This is a genomic window from Streptacidiphilus sp. MAP5-3 (genome assembly GCF_041262505.1).
GTDB lineage: Bacteria > Actinomycetota > Actinomycetes > Streptomycetales > Streptomycetaceae > Streptacidiphilus.
In genome coordinates, this window is the sequence record NZ_JBGCCL010000015.1 from 34101 (window position 1) to 52327 (window position 18227).

Annotated in this window: 20 protein-coding genes; 12 read left to right on the top strand and 8 right to left on the bottom strand. The window is 71.5% G+C overall.

What is annotated here, in order from left to right; all coding sequences use genetic code 11:
• The first annotated feature begins 116 nt into the window (after window positions 1-116).
• Together ABH928_RS22070 and merB are read left to right on the top strand one after the other, a co-directional pair.
• Complete coding sequence (locus ABH928_RS22070) at window positions 117-755, top strand: helix-turn-helix domain-containing protein (protein ID WP_370069088.1); 639 nt, start codon at window positions 117-119, stop codon at window positions 753-755.
• 112 nt (window positions 756-867) lie between these two features.
• Complete coding sequence (gene merB / locus ABH928_RS22075; protein ID WP_370069090.1) at window positions 868-1572, top strand: organomercurial lyase; 705 nt, start codon at window positions 868-870, stop codon at window positions 1570-1572.
• 28 nt (window positions 1573-1600) lie between these two features.
• Here merB and ABH928_RS22080 read toward each other — a convergent pair whose 3' ends face one another.
• Window positions 1601-2359: a hypothetical protein gene (locus tag ABH928_RS22080; protein ID WP_370069092.1), complete on the bottom strand. Its 759-nt coding sequence runs from the start codon at window positions 2357-2359 to the stop codon at window positions 1601-1603.
• A 283-nt stretch (window positions 2360-2642) separates the two neighbouring features.
• On the opposite strand from ABH928_RS22080, the gene bla reads away from it, so the two are divergent.
• On the top strand, window positions 2643-3560 hold the full coding sequence (gene bla, locus ABH928_RS22085) for a class A beta-lactamase (RefSeq protein ID WP_370069094.1): 918 nt from the start codon (window positions 2643-2645) through the stop codon (window positions 3558-3560).
• Between the two features lie 16 nt (window positions 3561-3576).
• Here bla and ABH928_RS22090 read toward each other — a convergent pair whose 3' ends face one another.
• The 3 genes from ABH928_RS22090 to ABH928_RS22100 form a co-directional block, all read right to left on the bottom strand.
• A complete protein-coding gene (locus tag ABH928_RS22090; RefSeq protein ID WP_370069096.1) occupies window positions 3577-4110 on the bottom strand; it encodes a YceI family protein in 534 nt (177 codons plus the stop codon).
• A 104-nt stretch (window positions 4111-4214) separates the two neighbouring features.
• On the bottom strand, window positions 4215-4634 hold the full coding sequence (locus ABH928_RS22095) for a nuclear transport factor 2 family protein (protein ID WP_370069098.1): 420 nt from the start codon (window positions 4632-4634) through the stop codon (window positions 4215-4217).
• Between the two features lie 153 nt (window positions 4635-4787).
• On the bottom strand, window positions 4788-5291 hold the full coding sequence (locus ABH928_RS22100) for a MarR family winged helix-turn-helix transcriptional regulator (RefSeq protein ID WP_370069100.1): 504 nt from the start codon (window positions 5289-5291) through the stop codon (window positions 4788-4790).
• Between the two features lie 140 nt (window positions 5292-5431).
• Here ABH928_RS22100 and ABH928_RS22105 point away from each other — a divergent pair, with 140 nt between their 5' ends.
• A complete protein-coding gene (locus tag ABH928_RS22105) occupies window positions 5432-6199 on the top strand; it encodes a pirin family protein (protein ID WP_370069103.1) in 768 nt (255 codons plus the stop codon).
• Here the strand turns inward: ABH928_RS22105 and ABH928_RS22110 are convergent.
• Window positions 6196-6582 (bottom strand): winged helix-turn-helix transcriptional regulator, encoded by a 387-nt coding sequence (locus ABH928_RS22110; RefSeq protein WP_370069105.1) that lies wholly within the window; start codon window positions 6580-6582, stop codon window positions 6196-6198. The two genes, ABH928_RS22105 and ABH928_RS22110, sit on opposite strands and share 4 nt — an antisense overlap.
• A gap of 119 nt (window positions 6583-6701) precedes the next feature.
• On the opposite strand from ABH928_RS22110, the gene ABH928_RS22115 reads away from it, so the two are divergent.
• Window positions 6702-7352: an FMN-dependent NADH-azoreductase gene (locus ABH928_RS22115; protein ID WP_370069107.1), complete on the top strand. Its 651-nt coding sequence runs from the start codon at window positions 6702-6704 to the stop codon at window positions 7350-7352.
• A gap of 83 nt (window positions 7353-7435) precedes the next feature.
• Here the strand turns inward: ABH928_RS22115 and ABH928_RS22120 are convergent, their stop codons facing one another.
• Complete coding sequence (locus tag ABH928_RS22120) at window positions 7436-8287, bottom strand: NmrA family NAD(P)-binding protein (protein WP_370069109.1); 852 nt, start codon at window positions 8285-8287, stop codon at window positions 7436-7438.
• Between the two features lie 112 nt (window positions 8288-8399).
• On the opposite strand from ABH928_RS22120, the gene ABH928_RS22125 reads away from it, so the two are divergent.
• A complete protein-coding gene (locus ABH928_RS22125; protein ID WP_370069111.1) occupies window positions 8400-9344 on the top strand; it encodes a cupin domain-containing protein in 945 nt (314 codons plus the stop codon).
• Window positions 9345-9386: 42 nt separating this feature from the next.
• On the opposite strand, the gene ABH928_RS22130 is transcribed toward ABH928_RS22125, so the two are convergent.
• Window positions 9387-10298 (bottom strand): LysR family transcriptional regulator, encoded by a 912-nt coding sequence (locus ABH928_RS22130; protein ID WP_370069113.1) that lies wholly within the window; start codon window positions 10296-10298, stop codon window positions 9387-9389.
• A 160-nt stretch (window positions 10299-10458) separates the two neighbouring features.
• Here ABH928_RS22130 and ABH928_RS22135 point away from each other — a divergent pair, with 160 nt between their 5' ends.
• From ABH928_RS22135 to ABH928_RS22145, 3 genes are read left to right on the top strand one after another with little or no spacing between them, the layout of a single operon-like run.
• Window positions 10459-10932 (top strand): RidA family protein, encoded by a 474-nt coding sequence (locus tag ABH928_RS22135; protein WP_370069115.1) that lies wholly within the window; start codon window positions 10459-10461, stop codon window positions 10930-10932.
• Entirely contained in the window at window positions 10929-11606 is a 678-nt protein-coding gene (locus ABH928_RS22140) for a DUF1028 domain-containing protein (RefSeq protein WP_370069118.1), read from the top strand. The genes ABH928_RS22135 and ABH928_RS22140 overlap by 4 nt, the downstream gene beginning before the upstream one ends.
• Window positions 11606-12793 carry a M20 family metallopeptidase gene (locus tag ABH928_RS22145; RefSeq protein WP_370069120.1) on the top strand — a complete coding sequence of 396 codons (1188 nt, stop codon included), beginning with the start codon at window positions 11606-11608 and terminating at the stop codon, window positions 12791-12793. The genes ABH928_RS22140 and ABH928_RS22145 overlap by 1 nt, the downstream gene beginning before the upstream one ends.
• Here the strand turns inward: ABH928_RS22145 and ABH928_RS22150 are convergent.
• On the bottom strand, window positions 12771-13376 hold the full coding sequence (locus ABH928_RS22150; RefSeq protein ID WP_370069122.1) for a TetR/AcrR family transcriptional regulator: 606 nt from the start codon (window positions 13374-13376) through the stop codon (window positions 12771-12773). The genes ABH928_RS22145 and ABH928_RS22150 overlap by 23 nt on opposite strands.
• A 128-nt stretch (window positions 13377-13504) precedes the next feature.
• Here ABH928_RS22150 and ABH928_RS22155 point away from each other — a divergent pair, with 128 nt between their 5' ends.
• The 3 genes from ABH928_RS22155 (at window position 13505) to ABH928_RS22165 (ending at window position 18055) form a co-directional block, all read left to right on the top strand.
• Complete coding sequence (locus ABH928_RS22155; protein WP_370069124.1) at window positions 13505-15004, top strand: aldehyde dehydrogenase; 1500 nt, start codon at window positions 13505-13507, stop codon at window positions 15002-15004.
• A 35-nt stretch (window positions 15005-15039) separates the two neighbouring features.
• On the top strand, window positions 15040-16395 hold the full coding sequence (locus ABH928_RS22160) for an aspartate aminotransferase family protein (RefSeq protein ID WP_370069126.1): 1356 nt from the start codon (window positions 15040-15042) through the stop codon (window positions 16393-16395).
• Between the two features lie 118 nt (window positions 16396-16513).
• Window positions 16514-18055, top strand: coding sequence for an APC family permease (locus ABH928_RS22165; protein WP_370069128.1), 1542 nt, complete (start codon window positions 16514-16516; stop codon window positions 18053-18055).
• Window positions 18056-18227: the final 172 nt, after the last annotated feature.

Genomic DNA, 18227 nt, shown 5'->3' on the forward strand with positions numbered 1-18227 from the left:
TTGTTTGATGACGTCAAAGTGCTTCGACGATAGGAGCGTGGTGTGTCGGCTGTGTTGCAGCCGTACGAAACGTGCCGTGCGGGTGCGTAAGGTGGCCGCAGGGAGGTGTGGCGATCATGGGTGAATCGGCCTCGGGCGCGGGCATGGGCACGGGCGCGGACGCAGAGGCGGGGACGACCGGTGGCGGTGACGGCGAGCGCGCCGAGCAGCGCCTCGGCGGCGCGGTCCGCCGCCGACGCCGCGCCCTCGACCTGACCCTCGCCGAGGTGGCGCGGCGGACCGGCCTGTCCGTCCCCTTCCTCAGCCAGATCGAGAACGACCGGGCCCGCCCCAGCATGCGCTCGCTGCAACGGATCGCCGACGGGCTGGAGACCACCGCGGTCGACCTGCTCGCCACCGCCGATGCCGCCGACCGCCCGGTCGACGTCGTCCTGGCCGGGGCCGACGCGGGTCTGTCCCCGGACGCGGGAGTCCGCCCGCTGGTCCGTGGACGCCGTCAGCTGCACGCCCTGGAGTTCACCGGCGACCAGCAGGCCGACCGCGAATTCCTGCACCTGGGCGACGAGTTGATGTACGTCGCCGACGGCGCGGCGGAGGTCGAGGCCGAAGGCCGGATCCACCACCTCCGCCGCGGCGACACTCTCTACCTCTCCGGCGGCGTCCGCCACCGCTGGCGCAGCCTCAGTCCCGACACCCGCGTGCTGGTGGTCGCGGTCTCCGACCACGCCGCCGGAGGACCGCCACCCGCTCGCTGACCCGGCCGGTCCGGACCCCGTCCCGTAGCACCGCAAGCCCACAGCAGAGCAAGCCTGGAGCGGTGCAAGCCCGCAGCACAGCAAGCCCGTAGCAGCGCAAGGGAGTGCCGCCGTGAACGACGCCACCGGCGCACCGCTGCACGCGGCGGACACCGAGCAGGTCCGCCTGGCCGTCTACGCCCACTTCGCCCGCACCGGGGACGCGCCGTCCCCGGCGGACCTCGCCGCCGGGACCGGCCTGCCGCAGGCCGTCGTCCGGCGCGTGCTGCAGGCCCTGCACGGGCATCGCGACGTGGTGTTGGACGCGGAGGATCCGGACCGGATCGTCATGGCGCATCCGTTCGCGTCGATCCCGCTCGGCTTCTCGGTCATGGGTCGAAGCACCCTGTGGTGGGGCGGCTGCGCCTGGGACTCCTTCGCCGTTCCCCACCTGCTGCAGGACGAGCCGGACGTCCTCGTCGCCACCCGCTGCCCGGCGTGCGACACCCCGCACGCGTGGGTGGTCGGTCGTCAGGCCCCGCCGCCGGGGGCGCAGATGGCCCACTTCCTCACCCCGGCGGACCGCGTCTGGGACGACGTCGTGCACACCTGCGCGCACCAGCGCCTGTTCTGCTCGGCCGACTGCGTCGACGCCTGGCTGGAGCGCACCGGCCGGCCACGCGGCTACGTGATGGACCTGCCCACCCTGTGGCGTCTTGCCCGCCACTGGTACGCGGGCCGGATGGACCGGGGTTACCAGCGCCGCGATCCCGCCTCCGCCGCGGCCTACTTCGCCGAGGTGGGACTGCACGGCCCGTTCTGGGGCCTGCCCGACTGAGCCGGAACGGCAACGGCGGCCCCGATCGTCACTGCGCGTCCAGGGACGACGGTCCCATGACGATCACCGGATGGGCGGCGGGGTCGAGCCAGCGCTCGGTGAGCCGCATGTCGTTCTCCGGATTGGAGACGCAGCCCGCGGTGTAGTTCCCGTCGCTGACATGGAACCAGATGCCGCCGCCGCGGTAGTAGCCCATCGGGCGGCGCTGGTCGGTCGGCGGGGCGCCGACCACCCGGTTGTAGTCGATGGCGACGACGTAGTCGAAGAGGCGGGACCGGGAGGCCCCGTTGGCGGAGTGGCCGCCGAGGGCGTAGAGGCCGCGGGAGTACTGGTAGCTGAGCCGGGTCCCGGGGTTGGGGAGTCGGCCGCCGGCGTTGTGCAGGGTGTAGACGCCGGTGGGGGTGTGCATGTCGCCCGCATAGTGGTCCGAGGTCCAGCCGCGCTCGCCGTTGTGGCCGCTCCACTGGGCCACGCGTTGCCAGCTGCCGTTGCTGAACTGCCAGAGCGACACGGTGTTGTGCGAGGAGTTCCAGCCCGCGCCCTGAACCAGGACGATCTGCCGGGCGGAGCCGGGCACCTGGCTCCAGGTACGCGGGCCGATGCCGTCCGGCCGCGCCGGAACCGCGTGCGCGCCACTCTGCGTACCGCTCTGCGCACTGCTCTCTGCACTGCTCTGCGCGGCCATGGCCGGGGCGCCGGCGCCCACCACGGCGCCGAGGGCGAGCGCCAGCCCGAGGACCTTCCGGGCCAGGCGGGCTTGACGGTCGAGGTGCGGACTCTGCTGCATGAGGACTCCGTGATGTCCCGCCCCTGCGGGCGAACCAGTACGTCGGTCGGTGAGCTGCGTCGTTGCCCCCGATCGGGGTGATTCACCGTGACAGACGACCCGGTGGCTCAGCCGTCAACGCGCCATGACGGCGCGCAAGCTGCACCGGATGGCGGCATGGCGGGCACCCGTCTGAGTTGATGGACCGTCAGCTCCGTCGCCGTCACGTCAAGGAACTGGCCTGCAGCGTGTTGCGTCAGTAACTGGGGATATGTCGCGTACGCACAGGTGGAGGAAGACATTCATGGAGTTGCACCCGAGCCGACGCGGCCTTCTTGCCGGTGCTGCCCTGACGGCGCTCACCGTGGCTCTTCCCGGCGCGGGGCCGGCCTTCGCCCAGGACGCGGACGACGCCGCCCAGGCGGGGATCGCTGGGCGGTTCCGCGCGCTCGAACGGGCGCACTCCGCCCGGCTTGGCGTCTTCGCACGCGACCTGCACACCGGCCGGGCGGTGCTCCACCGGGCCGACGAGCTGTTCCCGATGTGCTCGACGTACAAGGCGGTCGAGGTCGCGGCGGTGCTCCGGGACCTCGACCGTGACGGTACGTTCCTCGCCGAGCGGATCCACTACACGCAGGCGGACGTCACGCGCTCGGGCTACGCGCCGATCACCGGCCTGCCGGAGAACCTGGCCGACGGGATGACGGTCAGTCAGTTGTGCGCCGCCGCGCTCGACTACAGCGACAACACGGCGGCGAATCTGCTGCTGCGCCTGCTCGGTGGCCCGACTGCGATCACCCGTTACTGCCGCTCCCTGGGCGACGAGGTCACCCGGCTCGACCGCTGGGAGCCCGAGCTGAACTCGGCGGAGCCGGGCCGGGTGACCGACACCTCCAGCCCGCGCGCCCTGGGCCGGACCTTCGCCCGGCTCACCCTCGGCGACGCCCTCGACCGGGCGGACCGGGAGCGCCTGACCGACTGGCTGCTGGCGAACACGACCGGTGGCAAGCGTCTTCGGGCGGGACTGCCCACCGGCTGGACCGTCGCGGACAAGACCGGCAGCGGCAGCTACGGCACCACCAACGACGTCGCCATCGTGTGGCCGCCCGCCCGGCGCCCGATCGTCATGGCCGTCCTGTCCACCAAACACGACGCCACCGCGCCGACCGACGAGCCGCTGCTCGCCGAGACGGCCGCGCTGCTGGCGACCGCGTTCGCCTGATATTCACCGCTCACTGTCAGGACTGGGCGGTGCTTTCGTCGGTGCGGCGGGCGCGGACGGTGGCGACCAGTACGAGGTGGCGTCCAGCCATGCCCTTGAGCTTGGTGACGCCGTGGGCGTAGCGGTCGACGGTTCCGGTCGCCTCGACGGTGATCTCCTCGCCGTCGACCTCGGCCTTGGCCACGGTGAAGGTGACGGGCGCGCGGACGCCGTGGGCGGTCAGGTGTCCCTGGAGGGTCCAGACGCCGGACCCGTCCAGCTCGGCCCCGGTCGAGGCGAAGACGATGTCGGGGTAGACCTCGGTGTGCAGCAGCGCCTTGGACAGGACCTGGCGGTCCCGGTTCTTGTTGCCGGTGTCGAAGCTGGCCGCGTCGGCGACGGCGTCCACCCGGGTCTCGGTGAGCGGCTCTGCCAGGGAGACGGTGCCGCCGCGCAGCCGGAAGCTGCCACGGACCGTGCCCAGCCCGAAAAGGTGCTTGGTGGTGAAGGTGATCTCTGAGCGGGGGACGTCGATGGCGTAGCGTCCCGGCTTCGGCGTTGCGGTGGTCATGATGACCTCCTCTTTGACTTGAGCCTTCAACTAAAACCCTAGCCCCGCCGAATTGAAGGCTCAAGTTGCAGCGTGTCGGAGCGGGGTCGCATTCCCCGGATGGCTCAGGCGAGGCCGAGCTGGGCGGCGATGACCGTGCCGGAGGGGTAGCAGTCGAAGCGCTTGATCTTGCCGTCGACCAGCTCGAACACGTCGCAGCACGGGGCGTCCATGCGCCTGCCGGTCGGCGGGACGGTGCCGGTGGGCAGCTGGAGCGGGCCGTTCTGGGTGCCCTGCAGGCGCAGCTGCACGACCACGATGTCGCCCGTGACGTAGAACCGCTCCAGCGAGCGGTGCATGTCCGGGAAGGCCTCGGCGTAGACCTCGACGGTCTTGCCCAGCTCGTCCGGGCCCTTGTAGGTGAGCGGGAGGGACATGTCGGTGAAGGTGCCGTCCTCGGTGAACGACCCGATCCAGCCCGCGACGTCCTGCTCCTCGGCGGCCTGGTATGCGGCGCGGATGATCTTCTCGTTGTCGTGGGACATCTCGACTCTCCTGGTCCGTCGACGGCCGGATGAGTGGTCGCCGGGTGGCTTCCGCGTACGGATTAACTTTAACATTCAAGTCATCCCAGAACGCAAGGAGATGCACTGCAGAATTTTCAAGCAAGTTGATCGACGATGGCTTGACGCGTCAGGTCACCGCGCCGGCGAGTCGATGCGCTGCAGGATGCGCTCGGCGTCCTGGCCGAGGCGGCGCAGGCGTTCGCCGGAGAGGTTGTCCACGACGAGATGGCGGACGTAGGCCACGTGCGCCGGGGCGGCGGATTCGAGCTTCGCCATGCCGGCGGGCAGCAGGATCGCGTTGGTGAACCGGCCGTCGGTCGGATCCGGCTCGCGGCGCACGTAGCCACGGCTCTCCAGCCGCTTGACCATGTGCGAGAGCCGCGACAGCGAGGTGCTGGTGTGCTCGGCGAGCGCACTCATGCGCAGGGTCCACTCCGGGGCCTCGGAGAGCATGGCGAGCGCCATGTACTCGACCATGCTCAGATCGGCGTCGCGCTGCAGCTGGGTGTCGATGGCCCAGGGGAGGCGGGTCATCAGGCGGACCACCGCCATCCAGGAGTCCAGCTCGCCGGAGCTGAGCCACGGGGCCGCATGCTCGTCTGACTGGGTGGTCGGCGCCTCGTCCTGAATGCTCATCCTGGCAGCGTATCAGCCGCATGCTGCGTACGACATGGGCGATGGGAAGGCATCGATTCCGCATGCTGTCACTTGAACATTCATGTCATGGCGGCATAGTCTGAAGTTGAATGTTGAATATCTAGCAAGGCGAGGCGCCCATGCCCGGACTACTGATACCAGCGATCGAGGTGCGCCGCGCCGACGCACGGCAGTCGAGCCGGCTGTCCTGGCTCGACTCCAAGCACTCGTTCTCGTTCGGCACTGGTCGGCCGGATCCGGCCAACAGCCACCACGGCCTGCTGCTGGTCAACAACGAGGACCTGGTGCAGCCAGGCGCGGGCTTCGAGACACACCCCCACCAGGACATGGAGATCGTCACCTGGGTGCTCCAGGGGTCGCTCGTCCACCAGGACTCCGGCGGCCACTCGGGCGTGATCTACCCCGGTCTGGCCCAGCGGATGAGCGCCGGCACCGGCATCCTGCACTCGGAGAAGAACGACAGCTGCCGACTGACCGGCGAACTCCCCACCGCCACGGTGCACTTCGTCCAGATGTGGGTGCTGCCCGACGAGGCCGGCGTCACGCCGGGCTACGAGCAGTTGGAGATCGACGCCGAGCTGCTGAGCGGCTCACTGGTCACGGTGGCCTCGGGCATGGACCGGCATCGGGACGCCACCGCGATTCGGATCCGCAACCGGCACGCCGCCCTGCACGTGGCGCGACTGCGCCCGGGGCAGCAGGTCACGCTGCCCGAGGCACCGTTCCTGCACCTCTTCGTCACGTCCGGCGCGGTCGAGGTCGAAGGAGTGGGCCTCCTCGGCCAGAGCGACGCGGCACGATTCACCGCCACCGGCGGGCAGCGCGTCGTCGCGGTCGAGCCGTCCGAGATTCTCGTCTGGGAGATGCACGCGACAGCGGTGCTCTAACCGCATCCGCCGCCGCAGGGGCCCCCGTCGGCGGGGAGGTGGGTCTCGGCCCAGCGGCGCAGCTCCTCCATTGCGGGGCGCAGCGCGCGGCCGGGGGCGGTGAGGTGGTAGGCGACGCGGAGCGGCGGGCCCTCGTGGACCTCGCGGATGACCAGCCCGGCCGCCTGGAGCTCGGTGAGCCGGTCGGAGAGCATGCGCTCGCTGATGCCGGGCACCGTGCGCCGCAGGTGCGAGAAGTGGACGGGGCCGTCCATCAGCGAGGCGATGACGATCCCGGTCCAGCGCTTGCCGAGCAGCTTGAAGACGCGCTCGACCGCGGCGTCCGCGCTGAGGCACGCCTCTTCCCCCTGGGCGGCTGCCGTCGCCGCTGCTGTCTCCGCCATGGCACCAGCTTACCGCCGCTTGCCAAGCTGCTGAGAAAAAGTAAGCTAGTGCGAGAAGACAAGCCCCTAAGGGTTTGCAACTCACTTACTTTGAATGTCTTCGGACGAGGAGAACGGCCATGGCCACCCTGCTTCACATCGACTCCGCAGCTCTGCCGGCCGGCGGCTCCGCCTCCCGCGAGGTGACCCAGGCGTTCCAGGAGAACTGGCTCGCCCAGCACCCGGAGGGCACGGTCGTCTACCGCGACCTCGCCGCCGAGCCGCTGCCGCACCTGGACGCGGTCGGCATCGGGGCCGCCTTCGCCGACCCGTCCACCCACGACGACGCCCAGCGCGCCGCGATGGCCCTGCGCAACGAGCTGGCCGCCGAGCTGGAGGCCGCCGACGTGGTCCTGATCGGCGCCCCGATGTACAACCTGAGCATCCCGTCCACGCTGAAGGCCTGGCTGGACCAGGTGATCATCATGGGCCGCACGGCCGGCGAGAACTCCTCGGTCGCCGGCAAGAAGGTCGTCGTGGTCGCCTCCCGAGGCGGCGCCTACGGCTCCGGCACCCCGCGTGAGGGCCTGGACTTCGCCGCGCCCTTCCTGCAGGGCGTGCTCGGCGCGCTGATGCAGCTGGACGTGCACGTGATCATCCCCGAGCTGACGCTGGCCAAGGTCAACCCGGCCATGTCCGAGCTGATCCCGCTGGCCGAGGCGTCGCGCGAGCAGGCCCTGGCCGAGGCCGCGGACAAGGCCAAGGAGCTGGCCGTGCTGGTCGCCGCCTGACGTCGTCCTCGCTCGAGATCGCTGAGAGATGCGCGGCTGCCCGGCAGCCGCGCATCTCTTCGTTCGCAGGGACAGCGGGCGCGCTAGCGATCCGTCGTCGCCCACACCTGGGCGTTGCGCTGCGCGAACTCCCGGAAGGTGGTCGGCTTTTGGCCGGTGACCCGCGCGACGTCGTCGTTGGGCGTGGAGCCGTGGCCGGTGCGGATGGTGCCGGTCAGCCAACGGAGCATCACCGCGTACTCGGCGGGCACGAATCCGGCGGCGACCGCGCCGCCGATCCAGGTCTCGACGTCGAGGTCCTGGTGCCGGACAGGCCGTCCGGTCACCTCGGTGATGATGTCGGTGACCTCGCCGACCGTCAGCGCCCGCGGGCCGGTGGGCGCGTACCGGGCCCCGGCGTGGAGCTCGGGGGCGAGCAGCGTCTCGGCCGCGACGGCCGAGATGTCGGCGGCGTCGACGAACGCCTCGGAGCCGTCGCCGGTGGGGACCGTGATCGCGCCGTCGACGACGGGCAGGTGGGCGTCACTGAAGTTCTGCATCACCCAGGCGGGACGCACGACGGAGTGGGTGAAGGTCGATCGGGCGGCGAGGTCGGCCTCGACGGCCGTGATGTCGATCTGCGCCGGGACGTCGTCGGCCCCGTAGGTGCCCAGGTAGGTGACGTGGCGCACCCCGGCGGCCTCGGCGAGGTCGAGAAAGGCCGCGACCTGGTCGGCGTAGGCGACCCGTAGGACGGGCGTGACGAGGTAGAGGCTGTCGACACCGCGCAGGGCGTCGGCGTGGGTCGCCGGGTCGTCCCAGTCGAAGCGAACGTCGGCGCCGTTGCGCGCTGCGGTGCGGGCGTTCCGGCCCCGCTCGGTGAGCCGCTCCGCCAGCAGTGAGCCGGTGCGCCCGGTGCCGCCGAGGACGAGGGTGGTCGGTGAGGATCCGTTCATGACTCCATCGTGAGAGAGCGCATAGGAGCGGATCAATGCGTGAATCGCTTACTTCTTTACGTCAAACGCTCGGATGATTGCCGGTGGCGATCGTTCTGCCGACACTGGTCGCATGGACCTTCTGCGTGATCACCTTGCGCGGGCACGCGCCGGCGGCGCGGTGTTCGCCCGGACGGTCGCCGAGCCCCCGTGGGGGCTGCGTCTGGCCGGCTCGATCCAGCTCTCCGTGCACACCGTCGTCCGGGGCCGGGCCTGGCTCTGGTTCGACGCCGACGACCCGGGACACGCGGTGGAGCTGGTACCCGGGGAGGTGACCCTCGTCCGTGGCGGCGCGGACCACCGGATCGGCCACGAGCTGGGCGCCGACTGCCTCGAACCGGAGGAGTTCCGCGCCCGGCACGCCGCTGACGCCGAGTCGGACGCCCCCGGGGTGACGGTGTTCCTCTGCGGCGCCTACCGCTTCTCGGGCGACATCGGCAACGGGCTGCTCGAAGCGCTGCCCCAGGTGCTGACGCTGCAGGCGGCCGTCGGCGATCCGCTGCGGGAGGTGATCGCGCTGCTCTCGTACGAACTCGCCACCCCGGAACCGGGCCAGGCCACCGTCCTCGACCGGCTGCTCGACGTCCTGCTGGTGCTCGCCCTGCGTAACGACTTCCGCCGCAACCCCAACGCGCCGCGCTGGTACCGGGCTTCGGCCGACCCCCGGCTCGGCCCCGCCCTCCAGGCCATGCACGGGGACGCCGGCCGTCCCTGGTCCGTGCCCGAACTCGCGGCGGTCAGCGGCCTGTCCCGGGCCGCCTTCGCCCGCACCTTCCACGAGGCGCTCGGCCAGACCCCGATGCAGTACCTGACCGACTGGCGCATGGCCCTCGCCCGCGAGCACCTCCGCACCGGCGAGCTCGGTATGGCGGGCATCGCCCGGAGCGTCGGCTACAGCTCGCCCTACGCCTTTGCCGCCGCCTTCCGCCGCCACCACGGCGAACCGCCCGGCGCCTGGCGGCAGCGGGAGTCGGTGCGCGCCCAGGAACTCCAGCCGGGCGGCAACCGGATCCACTGACGCGCGCAGAACCGGTTCCACATCCAGGACGGGCCCCAACGGTCAGGCCGGGGCCAGGAGTTCGTGGGCGAGGTCCATGACGGCGGTGGCGCGGGCGGTCTGGCGGACGCCGTCCATGCGGGCGAGGACCAGGTCGAGCGGCGGGTGCTCGTTGGTCAGGGCGAGGACGGACACGCGGGCGCCGCTGTAGGTGTCGTCGGTCGCGGGGCGCTGGTGCAGGACGGAGAAGCCGTGGCCCAGGGCGACCAGGGAGCGGACCGCCTCGTAGTTGTGGGAGCGGTGGCGGATCGCGGGGATGATGCCGGTGGCGGTGACCAGCGACCAGAAGTAGTCGCGGCTGTGCGGCAGGTCGAGCAGGACGAACGGCTCGTGGGCCAGCTCCGCCAGGTCGATGCTGCCGCGCCGGGCCAGCGGGTGGTCGGCAGCGACGAGCGCGTGTGCCGGGAGCGAGGCGACGGTCTCGCGGACGATGCCGAGCCCGAGGCCGAGGTCGTAGGTGATCGCGAAGTCGATCCGTCCGGTGCGCAGCGCCCGGTCGAGCTCGTCCGCCTCGCCTTCGACGACCTCGACGCGCAGGTGGGGATGGCGCTCCGCCGCCGCGGCCAGCAGGCCGGGGAGGACGAAGGGGGAGAGGGTGACGAAGCAGCCCAGCCGCACCGGCCCGGTCAGCCCGCCCTCGCCGCCGCGCGCCTCGGCGGCCACGTCGGACGCGTGGGTGAGCAGCTCCCGCGCCTGCAGCAGCAGGCGCTCGCCCGCGGCCGTGGCCACCAGGCCCTTGCCCTTGCGGCGGATGAACAGCTGCACGCCGAGTTCGTGTTCCAGGTTCGAGACCGCGGTGGAGACGGCGGACTGCGCGATCAGCAGTCGCTCGGCGGCTGCGGTCATGCTGCCCGCCTCGGCCGCCACGACGAAGTACCGCAACTGCGTCAGCGTGAACCGGGCCGGTTCCGGCATGCCTGCTGCCACTTTCCGGACCTCCCGGCCGCTCGGTCATCTGAATTGGAGATGACCTAACACTAAAAGATCTGCTTTACCAAAGGAAGTGCCGCTTCCATAGTGGTGCTGCGGCCCCTTTCGGCCGAAACCCCCACCTCAGCCCCGGGAGCGGTCACTGATGGTCCATCACCGGCTGCGGCGCTTCAACACGGCCGCCACCTACCCCGAGCAGAGCCTCGCCAACGACCTGGCCCAGGCCGTCGTCGTCGAGGGAACGGTCTACCTGCGCGGTCAGATCGGCCAGGACCTGGACACCCGCGAGAACGTCGGCGTCGGGGACGTCGAGGCGCAGGCGGAGAAGGCGATGGCCAACATCGCCATGTTGCTGGAGGAGTCCGGCAGCGCGCTGGACGAGATCACCAAGATCACCGTCTACCTGACCGACATCCGCTTCCGCGAGCCGGTCTACAAGGTGATGGGCCGCTGGCTCAAGGGCGTGCACTACGTCTCCACCGGCCTGGTGGTCGCCGCCCTGGCCCGCCCGGAGTGGCTGGTGGAGATCGACGCCACCGCCGTCATCCCGGCCTCGCGCCGGGCCGAGGCCGCCGGGATCCGGCACGCCAAGGCCGCCGAGCGGGGTGAGCTGCTGTGACCTTCTCCCTCGCGGCCCGATGCGCCCGCACCGGGCAGGTCGGGGTGGGGATCGCCTCCTCCAGCCCGGCCGTCGCCTCCCGCTGCGCCCATGTGCGTGCGGGCGTCGGGGCGGTGTGCACGCAGAACGTCACCGACCCCCGGCTCGGCCCGTGGCTGCTCGACCTGATCGCGGCCGGTTCCAGCGCCGAGGACGCCGTCCGTCACACCGCCGAGACCGAAAGCCTGGTCGCCTGGCGCCAGTTGACCGCCGTCGGCACCGACGGCAGCCCGGCTGCCTTCACGGGCGAGCACGCGCTCGGGAACCGTGCGCAGGCCCTCGGTGCGGACTGCGTGGCCGCGGGCAACATGCTGGCGTCCGACGGCGTCACGCGGGCCATGGTCGACGCCTTCGCCGCGCGGCCCGAACTCCCGCTCGCCCAGCGGCTGTTGGACGCACTGACGGCCGGACTCGCGGCCGGCGGCGAGGAGGGCCCGGTGCACTCGGCCGGGCTGCTGGTCGCTGACACCGTGCCCTGGCCGGTGGTCGACCTACGCGTCGACTGGACCGAGGGCGACCCGATCGCCGAACTCGGCGCTCTGTGGCGGCTGTGGCAGCCGCAGCAGGACGCCTACGTCCAGCGGGCCCTCGCACCCGAGTCGGCGCCCGGCTACGGCGTCCCCGGAGACCTGTGATGACGGCCCGCGCGCTGGCCCGACCGGCGGTCCGCGCAGCCGTCGGCGCCGCTGTCGGAACGCTGGAACCCGAGCTGACCGCCCTCTCCCACCGGCTGCACGCCAACCCGGAGACGGCCTGGGAGGAGGAGAAGGCGGCCCGCTGGACCGCCTCGCTCCTCGACGACCTCGGCTACACCGTCACGCCCGGCGTCTGCGACCTGCCGACCGCCTTCGCCGCCACCCTCGGCAGCGGGCCGCTGCATGTCGCGCTCTGCGCCGAGTACGACGCACTGCCCGGTCTCGGGCACGCCTGCGGACACAACATCATCGCGGCCTCGGCGGTGGGCGCGGCGGCCGGGCTCGCCCGGGTCGCGGACGACCTCGGACTGACCGTCACCGTCCTCGGCACGCCCGCCGAGGAGGGCGGTGGCGGCAAGATCCTGATGATGGAGCGCGGCGCGTTCGCGGGCGTCGACGTGGCGATGATGGTCCACCCCGGCCCCGTCGACGTCGCCGAGGCCGAGCCCTTCGCCGTGGCCCACCTGAACGTCCAGTACACCGGGCGGGCCGCGCACGCCGCCGCCTACCCGGAGCAGGGGCGCAACGCCGCCGACGCGTTCACTGTCGCCCAGGTCGGCATCGGGCTGCTGCGTCAGCAACTGCCGCAGACCGCCCGGGTGCACGGGCTGGTGACGCGCGGGGGTGAGGCACCCAATGCCATCCCGGAACGGACGGAAGGGCGTTGGTACGTGCGGGCCGGAAGCCTTACGGAGCTGGAGCAGGTCCAGGGCCGGGTCGAGGCCTGCTTCCGGGCCGGCGCGCTCGCGTCCGGCTGTGCGCTGGAGATCGAGCCGGAGTCGCCGCCCTACTCGGAGTTCCGCAACGACGCGGAGCTGGTCGCGCTCTACCGCCGCAACGCCGAGTCGCTCGGCCGCCGTTTCGCCGCGCCGGGTGATCCGGCGGCGCGGATGAACCGGGCCTCGACCGACATGGGCAACGTCTCCCGGGTCGTCCGTGCGCTGCACCCGTACATCGGCATCGACTCGCTCCCGGCCGTCAACCACCAGCGCGAGTTCGCCGCCGCCTGCGCGACCCCGGCCGCGGATGCGGCCCTGCTCGCGGGCGCGCAGGCGCTCGCGCTGACGGCGGCCGATCTCGCCGCGGCGGGCGTAGCGAACGGGACTACAGGTCGGGACAACCCGTGATCGCCCGGGCGTAGGCGGTCAGCAGCGTCAGCGCCGTGGCGCGGTCGACGGCGGGGTTGCGGGCGACGATGTGGAGCCCGTAGCCGTCCTCCATCGCGACCAGGTTGCGGGCCAGGTCGGACACCGGCGCGGCGGCGAGCACGAAGGCGCCCGCTGCCACGCCGACCTGCAGCAACGTCGAGTAGAGGGCCACCTCGCGGGCGAACAGCGAAGCCATCAGCGCCGCGTGTGCGGCGCTGCGGTCGGCGACGCCGTGCAGCTCGAAGAGCAGCCGGTGCACGGGGTCGTCGGGTCCCTCCGGCAGCCCGGAGGCCAGCGCGGCGCGCATCCGCCCGACCGGGCCCTCCGGCTTGTCGCTGTGTTGCTGTCGCTGCGTCAGATACGTCTCCACGGCGTCCTGGTGGACGGCGAGGACGAGGTCGTCGAGCTCCGGGTAGTAGTAGAGGACCGACCCCGCCGAGACGCCTGCCTCGGCGGCGATGTCCTTGATCCGCAGTCCGGCCATGCCCCGGTCCGCGATGGCCCGTCCGGCGGCATCGATCAGTGCGCCGCGGCGGGCTTCCTGGTTCTTCGGTCGCGCCATGCCAGACATTCTCTGACACTCGCATCAAAAAATTCAACGATCATCCGCCGTAATCATTGACGCGGACTTCGCCCATTGTTTGAATCTCGCATCAAAGAACTGGCGAGCACACCTGAGGACCCCCTCCCATGAGTGACGCATCCCCCTCTCCTACTCACGCCGACTGGCAGCGCCGAGCCGCCGCGCTCACCCCGCAGACCCGCGCCTTCGTCGACGGCGAGCAACGCGACGCGGTCTCGGGCGCGACCTTCACCGATGTCGACCCGGCGACGGGCAAGGCACTCGCCGAGATCGCCGCCTGCGACGCCGCGGACGTCGACGCCGCCGTCCGCTCGGCCCGTGCTGCCTTCGCCGACGGCCGCTGGTCCGGTCTGGCGCCCGAGGCGCGCAAGAGGCGGCTGCTGCGGCTCGCCGAACTGATCGAGCAGCACGGCCCCGAGCTGGCCCTGTACGACTCGCTGGACATGGGCAAGCCCGTCGCCGAGGCGCTCGCTGTCGACGTCCCCGGCGCGGCAGGCTGCTTCGCCTGGCACGCCGAGGCCGTCGACAAGCTCTACGACGAGGTCGCACCCACCGCGCCAGGCAATCTGGCGCTGGTGCGCCGCGTCCCGCTCGGCGTGGTCGGCGCGGTCGTGCCGTGGAACTTCCCGCTGGACCTGGCCTCCTGGAAGCTGGCCCCGGCCCTCGCCGCAGGCAACAGCGTCGTCCTCAAGCCCGCCGAGCAGTCGCCGCAGTCCGTACTGCTGCTGGCCCGGCTCGCGGTCGAGGCGGGTATCCCGGAGGGCGTCCTCAACGTCGTGCCCGGCCTCGGCGAGACCGCCGGACGCGCGCTCGGCCTGCATCCGGACGTGGACGTGCTGGCGTTCACCGGCTCGACGGCCGTCGGCCGGCTCTTCCTCTCCTACGCCGCGCAGTCCAACGGCAAGCAGGTCTGGCTGGAGGCGGGCGGCAAGAGCCCCAACCTGGTCTTCCCCGACGCCGACCTGGATGCCGCCGCCGAGCGCGCGGCCTTCGGCTTCTGCTTCAACGCGGGCCAGGTCTGCTCGGCCAACACCCGGCTGCTGGTCCACGCCGACATCGCCGAGGCGTTCACCGCCCGCGTCGTCGAGCACGCCGCCGCCTACGTGCCGGGCGATCCGCTCGACCCGGCCACCCGGCTCGGCCCGGTGGTCGACGAGGCCCAGGCGCGGCGCCTGCTCGCGGCCGTCGACGCGGCCCGCGCCCAGGGCGGCCGGGTGGTCCACGGCGGTACCCGCCCCGACCGCATCGGCGCGTTCGTCGACCCGACCGTCGTCACCGGCCTCCCGGCCGAGGCACCGCTGGCCCGCGAGGAGCTGTTCGGCCCGGTGCTGACGGTCCTTCCGTTCCGGGACGAAGCGGAGGCCGTGCGGATCGCCAACGACTCCGACTACGGGCTGGCCGCGTCGCTCTGGACCAGCGACCTCGCGCGCGCCCACCGCGTCGCCGAGGCGCTCCACGCCGGGACCGTCTCGGTCAACACCGTCGACGCACTGAGTCCGGCGACCCCGTTCGGCGGCTTCAAGCAGTCCGGCTTCGGACGCGACCTCTCGCTCCACTCCTTCGACAAGTACACCGGCCTGAAGACGACCTGGATCTCCTTCGGCTGAGCACCACCCAGCTTCCACAGAAAGGCAGCACCGCCATGAGCCGCACCCCGATGACCCCGGACCAGCTGCGCGACGCCGACCGGGCCCGGATCATCCACCCCTACCTGCCCGGCTCGGTCACCGAGCGCGTCGTGATGACCGAGGGCTCCGGCTGCCGCCTCACCGACGTGGACGGCCGCTCCTACCTCGACGCGACCGGCGGCCTCTGGCTCGCCCAGATCGGCCACGGCCGTGAGGAGGTGGCCCGCGCCGCCTACGAGCAGATGGCCAAGCTGGAGTACTTCACCAGCTTCTGGGAGTTCTCCAACGACCCGGCGATCGAGCTGGCCACCAAGCTCACCTCGATCGCGCCCGAGGGCCTGAACCACGTCTACTTCACCTCCGGCGGCTCGGAGGGCAACGAGGCCGCGATCAAGATGGCCCGCTACTACCACCACCGCCGCGGCGAGTCCTCCCGTACCTGGATCCTGGCCCGCGACAAGGCGTACCACGGCATCGGTTACGGCGGCGGCTCGGCGACCGGCTTCCCGGTCTACCACGAGGGCTTCGCCCCGATGATGCCGCACGTCTCCCACCTGACCCCGCCGTGGCCGTACCGCAGCGAGCTGTTCGAGCGCCAGGACCCGACGGACTTCCTGATCGCCGAGCTGGAGCAGCGGATCGCCGAGATCGGCCCCGGCAACATCGCCGCGATGATCGGTGAGCCGATCATGGGCGTCGGCGGCATGCTCGTTCCGCCGGCCGACTACTGGCCGCGGGTGCGCGAAGTGCTGGACCGTCACGGCATCCTGCTGATCCTGGACGAGGTGGTCACCGCCTACGGCCGAGTGGGAAAGTGGTTCGCCGCGCTGCACTTCGGCGTCCGCCCGGACATCATCGTCACCGCCAAGGGCATCACCTCCGGCTACATCCCGCTGGGCGCGCTGCTGGTCGGCGACCACGTTGCGGAGGAGCTGCTGGCCGACCACGGCTTCCCGATGGGCTACACCTACAACGGCCACCCGGTGGCCGCCGCCGTCGCCCTCGCGAACCTGGACATCATCGAGCGCGAGGGCCTGCTCGTCCGCGCCGTCGAGATCGGCGGCTTCCTGCACCGGGAGCTTACAGCCCAGTTGGGCGACCTGCCGGTGGTCGGCGAGATCCGCTCCGTCGGGATGATGCTCGCCGTCGAGCTGGTCGCCGACCGGCAGACCCGCGAGCCGCTGCCGATGCTCCAGCCACTGCTGCCGGACGTGATCCGCCGCGAGACCGGCGTCATCGTCCGCGACTGCGCGCACAGCCTGGTCCTCTCCCCGGCGCTCATCATGACCGAGGGAGAGGCCAAGGAGACCGTCGCCGCCATGCGCCAGGTCCTGGAGCGCGTCCAGCCGAACGGCGAACTGCGCAACTGACGAAGAGTCAACTGTCGGGCCGGGCCGTTTCAGCACCCCCACCGTGCGCTCCGGAACGGCCCGGCCCGCTCACCCCGTGCTGCACAACTCCCTCTCCCCACACCCCCGAGGAGTCCTCGTGCCCACAACTCCCGTGCCGGACGGCCAGCTTCCGGACGACAGAGCCGACTCCGTGCCGAACCTGCACCGCAGCCTCGGCCGTTTCGACATCATGGCGCTCGGCGTCGCCGCCGTGATCTCCGCCGACGTGATCGGGCAGATCGCCACCGGCGGTGGTGAGGCCGTCACCTGGACCGCCTTGCTCGGCCTGCTCTTCCTGGTCCCCTACGCCCTGCTCTTCGCTGAGACCGGTGCCGCGTTCCCGCAGGAGGGCGGCCCGTACGTGTGGGTCAGACTCGCCTACGGCCGTACCGCCGCCGCGCTGACCACGCTGTTCTACTGGGTCACCAACCCGGTCTGGCTGGGAGGTTCGCTGGTCTTCGCCGCCGCGGCGGCCTGGGACGGGCACGTCACCCACCTCGGCACCGGCACCGTGGCCGACTACGCCTTCAAGCTGGTCTTCATCTGGATCTCCATCCTCACCGCCGTGGTCTCGCTCAGGCGCGGCAAGTGGATCACCACCGTCGGCGCGATCGCCAAGGTCGGTGTGATGCTGACCGTCACCGTGACCGCGATGGTCTACGGCGTCCAGCACGGTTTCGACGGCCTGTCAGGCACCGGGTTCGCGCCCACCACCGGCGGGTTCCTCGCCCTGGTGCCCATCCTGCTCTTCGCCTACGTCGGCTTCGAGGCCCCCAATGCCGCCGGTGAGGAGATGCGCAACCCCAAGCGCGACGTCCCCGTCTCCATCGGCGTCTCCGGCGGCGTCGCCGCCTGCTGCTACCTGCTGCCCGTCTTCGCGATCCTCGCCGTGGTGCCCGCCAAGCAGATCACCGGCGTGGCCGGCTTCCTCGACGCGGCCTCGCTCGTCTTCGGCAGCTACGGCAGCGCCGGGCATGCCCTGTTGACGGTGGTCGCCGTCCTGTTCGTCTTCGTGCTGATGACCCAGGGCAGCGCCTGGATGATCGTCAGCGACCGGATGCAGGCGATGGCAGCGGCCGACGGCGGCTTCTTCAGCCGGGGGCTCGGCGCTTTCCACCCGCGCCTGGGCACTCCCGTGCGGATGAACCTGGTCTCCGGCGTCACCGCGACCGTCTTCATGCTCGCCGCGACCCTGCTGGTCCAGGGCACGGCCGCGGCCGACTTCAAGGTCGTCCTCACGGTCGCGGTCACCACCCTGCTGCTCTCCTACCTCGCCGTCATCCCGGCCCTGGGCGCCCTGCGCAGGAACCACCCCGAGGTGCAGCGCCCGTACCGGGTGCCCTTCGGTACCTGGGGCTTCCGGATCAGCCTCAGCCTGGTCTACGCCTGGATCGTGCTCGGCTCGTGGATCGCCCTCTTTCCGGGGGTGTTGGAGAAGGTGCTGGGCGTCGGCTACGACTTCACCGGCACCTGGGGCGTCTCCCGCACGGTCTTCGAGGCGTTCACGCTCGGCACGGTGGCCGTCCTGCTCGCCCTCGGCGTCCTCGGTCGCGTCACCGCCGCCCGCCTGGACCGCCGCGCCCCGCAGGCCCTGGCCGCCGACGACGCGGCGCTCCCGACGCGGAGTCACGTCAGTTGATGTACATCGCCATCTCGTTGATGCAGCGCGCTGGTACGGACTTCGGCCCCTGGCCGGCGAGCCGGTCTCAGAGCTTTTGCACGCTCGTGCAAAGGCCTGGCAGCGGGGGTACCGACAGTCGATCGTGGATCTACGTCCGGCGGGCTGGTGCGCAGAGCTGCGCTCGGCCGAT

Coding starts and splice junctions, on each gene's coding strand:
- ABH928_RS22105 (WP_370069103.1), top strand. CDS start 5,432: ATGCCCGGACTACTGATACCAGCGATCGAGGTGCGCCGCGCCGACGCA.
- ABH928_RS22120 (WP_370069109.1), bottom strand. CDS start 8,287: ATGAACGGATCCTCACCGACCACCCTCGTCCTCGGCGGCACCGGGCGC.
- ABH928_RS22160 (WP_370069126.1), top strand. CDS start 15,040: ATGAGCCGCACCCCGATGACCCCGGACCAGCTGCGCGACGCCGACCGG.
- ABH928_RS22090 (WP_370069096.1), bottom strand. CDS start 4,110: ATGACCACCGCAACGCCGAAGCCGGGACGCTACGCCATCGACGTCCCC.
- ABH928_RS22070 (WP_370069088.1), top strand. CDS start 117: ATGGGTGAATCGGCCTCGGGCGCGGGCATGGGCACGGGCGCGGACGCA.
- ABH928_RS22135 (WP_370069115.1), top strand. CDS start 10,459: ATGGTCCATCACCGGCTGCGGCGCTTCAACACGGCCGCCACCTACCCC.
- ABH928_RS22100 (WP_370069100.1), bottom strand. CDS start 5,291: ATGAGCATTCAGGACGAGGCGCCGACCACCCAGTCAGACGAGCATGCG.
- ABH928_RS22130 (WP_370069113.1), bottom strand. CDS start 10,298: ATGCCGGAACCGGCCCGGTTCACGCTGACGCAGTTGCGGTACTTCGTC.
- ABH928_RS22080 (WP_370069092.1), bottom strand. CDS start 2,359: ATGCAGCAGAGTCCGCACCTCGACCGTCAAGCCCGCCTGGCCCGGAAG.
- ABH928_RS22145 (WP_370069120.1), top strand. CDS start 11,606: ATGACGGCCCGCGCGCTGGCCCGACCGGCGGTCCGCGCAGCCGTCGGC.
- bla (WP_370069094.1), top strand. CDS start 2,643: ATGGAGTTGCACCCGAGCCGACGCGGCCTTCTTGCCGGTGCTGCCCTG.
- ABH928_RS22095 (WP_370069098.1), bottom strand. CDS start 4,634: ATGTCCCACGACAACGAGAAGATCATCCGCGCCGCATACCAGGCCGCC.
- ABH928_RS22125 (WP_370069111.1), top strand. CDS start 8,400: ATGGACCTTCTGCGTGATCACCTTGCGCGGGCACGCGCCGGCGGCGCG.
- ABH928_RS22110 (WP_370069105.1), bottom strand. CDS start 6,582: ATGGCGGAGACAGCAGCGGCGACGGCAGCCGCCCAGGGGGAAGAGGCG.
- ABH928_RS22115 (WP_370069107.1), top strand. CDS start 6,702: ATGGCCACCCTGCTTCACATCGACTCCGCAGCTCTGCCGGCCGGCGGC.
- ABH928_RS22150 (WP_370069122.1), bottom strand. CDS start 13,376: ATGGCGCGACCGAAGAACCAGGAAGCCCGCCGCGGCGCACTGATCGAT.
- ABH928_RS22155 (WP_370069124.1), top strand. CDS start 13,505: ATGAGTGACGCATCCCCCTCTCCTACTCACGCCGACTGGCAGCGCCGA.